General features: G+C 67.0%; 13 protein-coding genes and 1 tRNA gene. 9 read left to right on the top strand and 5 right to left on the bottom strand.

Going from position 1 to position 8,444, the window contains the following annotated elements; translation table 11 throughout:
* From JWM94_RS14070 to JWM94_RS14080, 3 genes are all read left to right on the top strand, one after another.
* Positions 1-1,663: hypothetical protein (locus tag JWM94_RS14070; RefSeq protein WP_299428286.1), on the top strand; the 1,663-nt coding region annotated here is incomplete at its 5' end.
* Positions 1,660-2,574 (top strand): tyrosine-type recombinase/integrase, encoded by a 915-nt coding sequence (locus tag JWM94_RS14075; protein WP_299428288.1) that lies wholly within the window; start codon positions 1,660-1,662, stop codon positions 2,572-2,574. The genes JWM94_RS14070 and JWM94_RS14075, both read left to right, overlap by 4 nt.
* Positions 2,575-2,584: 10 nt before the next feature.
* Positions 2,585-3,532, top strand: coding sequence for an acetyl-CoA carboxylase carboxyltransferase subunit alpha (locus tag JWM94_RS14080; RefSeq protein ID WP_299428290.1), 948 nt, complete (start codon positions 2,585-2,587; stop codon positions 3,530-3,532).
* A 58-nt stretch (positions 3,533-3,590) separates the two neighbouring features.
* On the opposite strand, the gene JWM94_RS14085 is transcribed toward JWM94_RS14080, so the two are convergent.
* The 3 genes from JWM94_RS14085 to JWM94_RS14095 all read right to left on the bottom strand — a co-directional run bounded on the left by JWM94_RS14085 (position 3,591) and on the right by JWM94_RS14095 (position 4,326).
* Entirely contained in the window at positions 3,591-3,761 is a 171-nt protein-coding gene (locus JWM94_RS14085) for a Flp family type IVb pilin (protein WP_299428292.1), read from the bottom strand.
* A gap of 79 nt (positions 3,762-3,840) precedes the next feature.
* A complete protein-coding gene (locus JWM94_RS14090; RefSeq protein WP_066590201.1) occupies positions 3,841-4,008 on the bottom strand; it encodes a Flp family type IVb pilin in 168 nt (55 codons plus the stop codon).
* Positions 4,009-4,155: 147 nt separating this feature from the next.
* Positions 4,156-4,326 (bottom strand): Flp family type IVb pilin, encoded by a 171-nt coding sequence (locus JWM94_RS14095; protein ID WP_367185894.1) that lies wholly within the window; start codon positions 4,324-4,326, stop codon positions 4,156-4,158.
* 88 nt (positions 4,327-4,414) lie between these two features.
* On the opposite strand from JWM94_RS14095, the gene JWM94_RS14100 reads away from it, so the two are divergent.
* The gene (locus JWM94_RS14100) at positions 4,415-4,813 is read left to right on the top strand and encodes a (deoxy)nucleoside triphosphate pyrophosphohydrolase (protein ID WP_299428297.1); all 399 of its coding nucleotides are present in this window, start codon (positions 4,415-4,417) and stop codon (positions 4,811-4,813) included.
* On the opposite strand, the gene JWM94_RS14105 is transcribed toward JWM94_RS14100, so the two are convergent.
* A complete protein-coding gene (locus tag JWM94_RS14105; protein WP_299428300.1) occupies positions 4,796-5,626 on the bottom strand; it encodes a class I SAM-dependent methyltransferase in 831 nt (276 codons plus the stop codon). The two genes, JWM94_RS14100 and JWM94_RS14105, sit on opposite strands and share 18 nt — an antisense overlap.
* Before the next feature lie 45 nt (positions 5,627-5,671).
* Between JWM94_RS14105 and JWM94_RS14110 the strand changes: the two genes are divergently transcribed.
* The 5 genes from JWM94_RS14110 (at position 5,672) to JWM94_RS14130 (ending at position 8,044) form a co-directional block, all read left to right on the top strand.
* Complete coding sequence (locus JWM94_RS14110) at positions 5,672-6,400, top strand: ComF family protein (protein WP_299428303.1); 729 nt, start codon at positions 5,672-5,674, stop codon at positions 6,398-6,400.
* Positions 6,401-6,431: 31 nt separating this feature from the next.
* Complete coding sequence (gene grxC, locus JWM94_RS14115) at positions 6,432-6,689, top strand: glutaredoxin 3 (RefSeq protein WP_299428306.1); 258 nt, start codon at positions 6,432-6,434, stop codon at positions 6,687-6,689.
* On the top strand, positions 6,686-7,507 hold the full coding sequence (locus JWM94_RS14120) for a carbon-nitrogen hydrolase family protein (RefSeq protein WP_299428309.1): 822 nt from the start codon (positions 6,686-6,688) through the stop codon (positions 7,505-7,507). Before grxC ends, JWM94_RS14120 begins: the two co-directional genes overlap by 4 nt.
* Entirely contained in the window at positions 7,504-7,932 is a 429-nt protein-coding gene (locus JWM94_RS14125; protein ID WP_299428312.1) for a DUF1178 family protein, read from the top strand. Before JWM94_RS14120 ends, JWM94_RS14125 begins: the two co-directional genes overlap by 4 nt.
* Positions 7,933-7,967: 35 nt before the next feature.
* Positions 7,968-8,044: transfer RNA gene (locus tag JWM94_RS14130), tRNA-Arg, on the top strand.
* A 253-nt stretch (positions 8,045-8,297) separates the two neighbouring features.
* Here JWM94_RS14130 and JWM94_RS14135 read toward each other — a convergent pair.
* The coding region (locus JWM94_RS14135) for an SWIB/MDM2 domain-containing protein (RefSeq protein WP_299428314.1) at positions 8,298-8,444 on the bottom strand (147 nt) is incomplete at its 5' end.

Below are 8,444 nucleotides of genomic sequence, written 5' to 3' on the forward strand. Positions count from 1 at the left end.
ACCGACGCGCGCCGCGCCGGCCCCAGCCCCTGCGCCCGCGCCGAGCACGGCAACCGGCGTTCCCGTCACGGCTGCTCCCGGCGCGCCGCCGCCCGCCGCGATGCCCGTGCCTGCACCGGCTGCGACCGATCCCGTCACTGGCCTGCCGATCGCCGCGCCGCCGCCCGCGCCGTTTGGCGCGGTGCATTATGCGCTGCCCGATTCATCGCGCCGCTCGCTCGACCTAGTGGGAATCGTTCCCGCCGATGGCGCGGTGAACCCGAAGGCGTTCGGCACCGCAAATGGTCAGTATCTCGAGGCGCTAATGCGCTCGACCCAGGCGCCGATCGCGTCGCGCTGGGTATCGATCGCGCTGCGCCGGTTGCTCGCGGAGCCGCTGGCGACGCCGCGCGGCGTCAATGGGGCGGATTTCGCCGCCGAGCGCGCGTTCCTGTTGCTGCGGATGGGCGAATCGGTGATGGGCCGTGCGATCGTCCAGTCGGTCGACCCGCAGGACTACACCCCCAAACTCTATCAGGTCGCGATGCAGGCCGCTCTGGCGACCGGCGATGTCGGCGCGATGTGCCCGCTGGCGAACGACGCGGTGAAGGTCTCGGACGAGCCCGCCTGGGTGCTGGCACGCGCGATGTGCGCCGGGCTGTCCTCCTCCCCCGGGCAGGCCAAGCCGCTGATGGCGCAAGCAAATCGGGTCGCGACCGGCATCGACCTGCTGCTCGCGCAAAAGATCGCGGGCAAGGGATCGAACCGGCAGGACGTGACGATCGAATGGGCGAGCGTGCAGGGGCTCAACAGCTGGCGCTACGGCTTGGCGATGGCGGCGGGCGAGGACATTCCCGACGAGATGTTCGCCGGCACCGGTGCGCAAATGCGGTACTGGCAAGTGCTGTCGCCGCGGCTCACCCCGGTAAAGCGCGCGCAGTTCGCCGAGCTCGCGGCGGCGCAGGGCGTGCTGTCGAACGCAGCTTTGGTCGATCTATATGGACTGGTCGATGCGGGCGACGAGACCGGTACCGGCGCCAATGCGATCGCGAGTGACCTGAAGAATGCCTATGCTGCATCGAGCCGCGACGGTCGTCTCGATGCGCTGCGCGGGTTGTGGAAGGGCGCCGATGCCGGCGAGTCGGCGCACTATGGACGCTTTGTGCTGACCGCGCGTGCCGCCGCGCGCGTGCCCGTCGCGGGATCGACTGACGGCAGTGACGATTTGATCGCTGCGATGATCAGCGCGGGAATGGACGGGTCGGCGTTGCGCTGGCGCAGCACCGTGGCGCGCGGCAGCTTGGGCTGGGCGTTGATCGCGCTGGCCGATTCGAGCAATTCGGCCCGCTATGCTTCGGGCGATGTCGGCGCCTTCTCGGCCAGCGCCGACAAGCAGAAGATGTTCGCCGCCGGGCTGGCGGGGCTAGCCCGGCTCGATGCCAGCGTCGCGCAGAATTACGGCGTCGATGTCGCGGGCGAGAATAGCTGGACCCGCGCGATCGACCGCGCAGCTGCCGAGGGCCGTCCCGGCGAAGTGATCGTGCTCAGCGCGGTCGGGATGCAGACGACCGACTGGCGCGGCGTGTCGCCGCAAGCGGTGTTCCATATCGTCAACGCGCTGCGCGTCGTCGGGCTGACCGGTTGGGCGCGGATGGTCGCGGCCGAGGCCGTGACTCGGGTGTGACCGGCGCGGCGTCAGGCGACGACCGCGCGCTGATCGAGCGCTTCCTTGAAATGCTGGCCGCCGAAGCCGGGGCGGCGAAGAACACGATTTCGGCCTATGCCAGCGATTTGCGGCTGGCGTCGGCGGTGCTGGGCGGTGGGCTGGCCGACGCGAGCACGGCCGATCTGGCCAAGCTCGGCGACGGCTGGTCGGATCTCGCGCGCTCCAGCGTCGCGCGGAAATCGGCCGCGCTGCGGCGGTTCTTTGCGTTTCTGGCCGACGAGGGGCATCGCGCTGACGATCCGGGCGCCGCATTGCCGCGGCCCGGTGCGCGGCGGGCGCTGCCTAAGGTGTTGAGTCATCACGATATCGACCGTTTGTTCGCGGCGATCGCCGAGCGGCAAGCGCGAACGCCGCCCGATCCCAACGACCTGCGGCTCGCGGCGTTGGTCGAGTTGCTCTACGGATCGGGCTTGCGCGCAACCGAGTTGGTCTCGCTGCCGCGCAACGCAATCCAGCCCGACCGGCCGTATCTGATACTCAAGGGAAAGGGCGGGCGCGAGCGGCTCGCCCCAATCTCCGATCGCTCCCGCGCTGCCGTCGCTGCGTGGCGTAACCATGTCGCAAGTGACCGAGCTTGGCTGTTCCCCTCGGGGAAAAGCCATTTGTCGCGCGTCCGTCTCTACCAACTGATCAAGGCGCTAGCCGCCGAAGCCGGCATCCCGCCCGATCGCGTCAGCCCGCACGTCCTGCGCCACGCCTTCGCAACGCATCTGCTCGAGGGGGGCGCCGATCTGCGCGCGCTCCAGGCGATGCTCGGCCATGCCGATATCGCTACCACCGAAATCTACACGCATGTCGACAGCAAGAAGCTGGTCGAGCTCGTCAACACGCGCCACCCGCTCGTTGACGAGGTCAAGCGGCGGGCCTAACCGGCTGGCAATGTCCACGTTTCTAGATTTCGAAAAGCCGATCGCCGAATTGCAGGGGCGGATCGACGAGCTCCGCGAGACCGCCGCCGATGGCGAGATCAACATCGACGCCGATGTTGCGCGGCTCCAGGCCAAATCAGACGCGCTGCTCAAATCGACCTATGCCAAGCTGACCCCGTGGCAGAAAACGCAGGTCGCGCGGCATTCGGACCGGCCGCATTTCAAGAATTACGTCGCCGGGCTGTTCGAGGAATTCATCCCGCTCGCCGGCGACCGCGCGTTCGGCGACGACCAAGCGATCCTGGGCGGGTTCGCCACCTTTCGCGGCAGCCGTGTGATGGTGATCGGCCACGAAAAGGGCGACGACACCGCGAGCCGGCTCAAGCACAATTTCGGCATGGGCAAGCCCGAGGGGTACCGCAAGGCGATCCGGCTGATGAACCTCGCGGACCGTTTCGGGCTGCCGGTGCTAACGCTCGTCGATACGTCGGGTGCGTTTCCCGGCGTGCAGGCCGAGGAGCGCGGTCAGGCGGAGGCGATTGCGCGATCGACCGAAGCATGCCTGAAACTCAAGGTGCCGATGATCGCGGCGGTGGTAGGCGAGGGCGGCTCCGGCGGCGCGATAGCGCTGGCGGCGGGCAATCGCGTGCTGATGTTCGAGCATGCGGTCTATTCGGTGATTTCGCCCGAGGGCAGCGCCTCGATCCTGTGGCGCACCGCCGACAAGGCTTCCGAGGCGGCGGACGCGATGAAGATTACTGCGCAGGACCTGAAAGGGCTCGGCGTGATCGACACCATCGTGGCAGAGCCGCTGGGCGGCGCGCACCGCGACCCCGATGCGGCGATTTCGGCGCTGGGCGATGCGATGGAGGAATCGCTGACCAGCCTCCACAATTTGTCGCCCGATCAGCTCAAGCTCGATCGTCGCGACAAATTCCTGGCGATGGGCCGGCTCTAGCGCACGAAAAAGGGCGCCGGATCGCTCCACCGCCCTGATTTCGCTTGGAAAAGGCGTCTTACGAAACCTTCATATTGCTCGACACGTTCGTGAACGTGGTTTTGAGCTTGTTGCCCAAGCCCTGCATCGCGGCGATCGCGGCCACCGCGATCAGCGCGGCGATCAGTCCATATTCGATCGCCGTCGCGGCGCGCGTGTTACGCAGCGCGCTCAGAAATAAGTGTAGCATGTCCCCGATCCCCTTCACGAAAAAGGGCGACGCAACCCGTGGTCGCGCCGCCCTTCTTCAAAAGCTGTAAGCGTTGAGCTTACGAAGCCTTCATGTTCGACGACACGTTGGTGAATGTGGTCTTCAGCTGGTTGCCCAGGCCTTGCATCGCGGCAATCGCGGCGACGGCGATGAGCGCGGCGATCAGGCCGTACTCGATGGCGGTGGCACCCTTCTTGTTGGTGAAAATCTTGCGAACGGTCTTCATGGTTGGTCTCCAGTGTTGCAACTACTTCAGTTACCCGGCCGGAACTGGAGAAGCCCCCTGAACCGACAGTCCGAATCACTAAGCTTGGCAGGTTGATAAAAACTTAAGACCCGGAAAGATCTTGCCGGTCCGGCACTTAGCGAGAGCTCAGTGCGCGGCCTGGACCTTGTTGGAAACGTTGCCCCACAGATCGATGGTGGCGCCGGCGGTCAGTTGCAGGGCGCCGAACATCGTCAGAACGATGACGGCCAGGATCAGGCCGTACTCGACGGCTGTCGCGGCTTTGCGGCACTCGGCCAGCAGGCGAAGCAAGTGCATCATCGTTTTTTTGCCGCGAACGGCTCCCCAATCTAGATCAAGAGGTAAGCGGAGTTCGTTAACGAAAAACTAAAAGGCCGGGAGTTCGATGCAAATGGTGATGCTGGTGGTTGCCGCAGCGCTGACCGATAGCGCGGGCTACGTGCTGATGGCGCGGCGACCGGCGGGCAAGCAGCACGCCGGGTTGTGGGAGTTTCCAGGCGGCAAGCTCGAGCCGGGCGAAACGCCCAAGGCGGCATTGATGCGTGAATTGCGCGAGGAACTGGGAATCGAGATCGATCCCGACGCGCTGGCGCCAATCGCCTTCAGCGAGTCGTCGAGCGGGCGTCATATGGTGTTGCTACTCTACCGGTGCCGGTCGTGGCGTGGCGAAGCGCAGGCGCTGGACGCGGCGGAAATCCGCTGGGTCGCCGTGGATCAGCTTGGCACGTTCGACATGCCGCCCGCCGACCGGCCGCTCGCAGCGGCGCTAGCGGCCGAGCGCTGAGGCCAGAGACGCCGTCGCGCTGCCACGCTTGGCGGGCTTTGGCTGGTCGGGCGAGGGTGCCCAGCCGGTCAGGAAGATGAGGTCGAACCGCTCGGCGACTCGCCCGTCCGGGTCGGCACGGTCGGCAAATGCGTTGGCGGCGGCGGCGATGGCGCGGCGAGTAAGCGGCACGCGCCCGCGCAGAACGTTGCTCGCCGCCATCCCGCGCAGATCGGCGATCAGCCGGAACAGGTCGGGATAGCGCACGCTCAACGTCTCGCCGTCGGCGACCGGCAGCGCGAACCCGGCGCGGACGAGCAAGTCGCCGGCGGAGCGCACATCGATCATCGGGTGGAAACGTGCGGCGGGGCGGTCGGCCTCTGCCTCACGAAAGGCGCCGCGTGCCGTGGTCAACGATCCGCCGCCGACAAATGCGCCAAGAAACAGGCCGTCGGGGCGCAGCGCGCGACGGATCTGCGCCAGCGCACCGGGCACATCGTTGACGCTGTCGAGCACGCCTGCCGAGACGACCAAGTCAAAGCTTCCGGGCTCTACCGGAAGCGCGTCTTCGTCCGCTTGAGCGCCGCCGGCTTGGCGTGAGAAGGCCGCGCCCGCATCAATGCGCATGATATCGGCTCCCGTCGGTGGGACGAATGCGCCGTCGAAACAGCCGAGATCAAGCACGTCATGAAAATCACGCGTCACGCTCGCCAGTCGTTCGCCGATCCCGTCAAGCATCGCCACGCGCAGGAAATCGTACTCGCCATAGCCCGGCGCGGCGCGGTCCCGGCGTCGTCGGCGGGCGGCGCGGTCAAAGATTTCCGGGGAGTCCATTGCGGTCGTACTTGTGCCGCCGTGACGGCGGAGCGACAAGAGCGCATGGGGGTTCGCGACCTGCTCGGCGATGCGTTGGCGCTGGCGTTGCCGCCGCGCTGTCCGGGGTGCGGCGCGGTGGTGCGCGGCGATCATCGTTTCTGCGTCGATTGCTGGGGCTCACTCGATTTCCTCGGCCCGCCATGGTGCGCGACCTGTTGCTTGCCGTTCGCGATCGATCGCGGGCCGGACGCGCAATGCGGCGCTTGCCTCGAAAAGCCGCCGCGCCATGCCGGTGCGCGCGCGGCTGTGGCCTACGGCCCTGTCGCGCGAACGCTCGCGCTTCGGCTGAAATATGGCGGGCGGCTGGCGTTCGCAACGACCGCGGCGCGGCTGATGGCGCGGCATTTGCCGGACGATGCCGATTTGCTGGTGCCGGTGCCGCTCCATCGCTGGCGGTTGTGGGGCAGGGGGTTCAACCAAGCCGCGCTGATCGCCGCCGCGCTGGCGCGGACATCGGGCGTCGCGCACGACTCGCTGGTATTGCGGCGCACGCGCCGGACGCCGGCGCTCAAGGGCATGAACCCGCGCCAGCGACGCCAAGCAGTCCGCGCGGTATTCGCGATCGAACCGGAGCGCCGCGACCGCCTCAAAGACCGCCACGTCGCGCTGATCGACGACGTCTATACCAGCGGCGCAACCGCCGACGCTTGCACGCGCGCATTGCTGAAAAGCGGGGCGGCCAAGGTGACCGTGCTCTGCTGGGCTCGCGTCGTCGGCGACGCGCTCGATTGACAAGCGCGCGCCCGCTCTCCACCTTTTCGCCATGGCAAAGGTCGAAATCTATACCAAGACGTGGTGCCCGTATTGCTCGCGCGCGATGAATTTATTCGCGGCGAAGGGCGTCGAACCGGTCGAATATGACGTGACGATGGGCGGTCCCAAGAAGGCCGAGATGATCGAGCGATCGGGCGGCCGGATGACGATGCCGCAAGTGTTCATCGACGGAAAGCATATCGGCGGGTCGGACGACCTCACAGCGCTCGACGATCGGGGAGGACTCGATCCGCTCCTGGCGGCATGAGGATCGCGCTGCTCCAGATGACCGGCGGGATCGATCCCGCCGCCAATGGAGCGAATATCGTCCGGGCCGTTGCCGACGCCAAGGCGGGCGGGGCGGCGATGCTGTTCACACCCGAGGTATCCGGGCTGGTCGATCGGGACCGCGAACGCGCCGCCGCTAACATCCATGACGAGACGAGCGACCCGGTGCTCGCTACTATTCGCGCAGCGGCGGCGGAGCATGGCCTGTGGGTGCATCTCGGCTCACTGCTGGTCCGCCGCGACGACGGCAAGCTCGCCAACCGCGGGTTCGTGATCGACGACACCGGCGCGATCCGCGCGCGCTACGACAAGATGCATTTGTTCGATGTCGATCTGCCGACCGGCGAAAGCTGGCGCGAATCCGCCAGCTATACCGCTGGCGAGCGTGCGGTGGTCGTCGATACCCCGGCCGGCGCACTCGGCCTGTCGATTTGTTACGATCTGCGTTTCCCCGATTTATACCGCGCGCTTACGGATGCCGGCGCCGAAATCCTGACTGTGCCCGCGGCCTTCACCCGCCCGACCGGTGCGGCGCATTGGCATGTCCTGCTGCGAGCCCGCGCGATCGAAGGAGCGGCGTTCGTCGTGGCGGCGGCGCAGACCGGCGTGCATGCGGATGGCCGCGCGACCTATGGCCATTCGCTCGTGATCGATCCATGGGGCGACGTGCTGCTCGACATGGGCGAGGCGCCGGAACTGGGGTTCGCCGATCTCGACATGGCGCGCCAGACCGATGTTCGCGCGCGCGTCCCCGCGCTGCGGCACCGCCGGCCAATCTCGCGCGTTGAGCGGCTATGATCGTGTTCGACCTCAAATGCGGCAACGCACACGTGTTTGAGGCATGGTTCGGCTCGTCCGCCGATTACGCCGACCAACAGGCGCGCGGGCTGGTCGATTGCCCGATCTGCGGCGATCGCGCGATCGCCAAGGCGGCGATGGCGCCAGCGGTGAGCGCGAAGGGCAACCAGCAGGGCGGTGTCTCACCCGCCGCGATGAAGGCGGCGATGGCAGCGCTCGCGGCGGCGCAGTCGAAGGCATTGGAAGGCTCCGAGTGGGTCGGCGCGGCATTCGCTGGCCGTGCCCGCGCGATGCACGAAGGCATTGAGGATCACGCGCCGATCCACGGCCAGGCGACGATCGCCGAGGCCAAGGCGCTGGCCGAGGATGGCGTGCCCGTCGCGCCGCTGCCTTTGCCGATTATCCCGCCCGAAGCGTGCAATTGACCGGTCGGGGGGCGGACGGTACCTGACGCCGACGTGGTCCCGTAGCTCAGCCGGATAGAGCGCCACTTTCCTAAAGTGGGCGTCGGGGGTTCGAGTCCCTCCGGGACCACCAAGTCGCGCCGGCGATCGAAATAGCGACGCTATTCCGCGCCCTGCGGCGCGACCGGCCGGCGGCGCTCTGGCACCGTCCGACGACGCGGCCCTTCGACTGCCTGCAAGGCAGGCGCTCACGACATGCTTTGCCGCGGCGGGGCAAGTATCTCTCTAGCGACGTACGCTATGAGTTGGCTCCGCCCGGCTCAGCGTACAAACGCAGAAAGGGCGCCGGCGGTGTCCCGCGCGACGCCCCTTCGTGGTAGAATAGCTTACGCCTTGACGTGCTTGGCGATGTGCTTGTTCATTTCGAACATCGAGCACTTGTCGACGCCGAAGACCTTCTTCAGCTTGTCGTCCGCCAGGATCTCGCGCTTGTTGGCGGGATTCTGGAGGTTGTTCTTCTTGTTGTTGTCCCA

Source organism: Sphingomonas bacterium, assembly GCF_028289855.1.
GTDB lineage: Bacteria > Pseudomonadota > Alphaproteobacteria > Sphingomonadales > Sphingomonadaceae > Sphingomonas.

Coding starts and splice junctions, on each gene's coding strand:
- JWM94_RS14080 (WP_299428290.1), top strand. CDS start 2,585: ATGTCCACGTTTCTAGATTTCGAAAAGCCGATCGCCGAATTGCAGGGG.
- JWM94_RS14085 (WP_299428292.1), bottom strand. CDS start 3,761: ATGCTACACTTATTTCTGAGCGCGCTGCGTAACACGCGCGCCGCGACG.
- JWM94_RS14090 (WP_066590201.1), bottom strand. CDS start 4,008: ATGAAGACCGTTCGCAAGATTTTCACCAACAAGAAGGGTGCCACCGCC.
- JWM94_RS14095 (WP_367185894.1), bottom strand. CDS start 4,326: ATGCACTTGCTTCGCCTGCTGGCCGAGTGCCGCAAAGCCGCGACAGCC.
- JWM94_RS14100 (WP_299428297.1), top strand. CDS start 4,415: ATGCAAATGGTGATGCTGGTGGTTGCCGCAGCGCTGACCGATAGCGCG.
- JWM94_RS14105 (WP_299428300.1), bottom strand. CDS start 5,626: ATGGACTCCCCGGAAATCTTTGACCGCGCCGCCCGCCGACGACGCCGG.
- JWM94_RS14110 (WP_299428303.1), top strand. CDS start 5,672: ATGGGGGTTCGCGACCTGCTCGGCGATGCGTTGGCGCTGGCGTTGCCG.
- grxC (WP_299428306.1), top strand. CDS start 6,432: ATGGCAAAGGTCGAAATCTATACCAAGACGTGGTGCCCGTATTGCTCG.
- JWM94_RS14120 (WP_299428309.1), top strand. CDS start 6,686: ATGAGGATCGCGCTGCTCCAGATGACCGGCGGGATCGATCCCGCCGCC.
- JWM94_RS14125 (WP_299428312.1), top strand. CDS start 7,504: ATGATCGTGTTCGACCTCAAATGCGGCAACGCACACGTGTTTGAGGCA.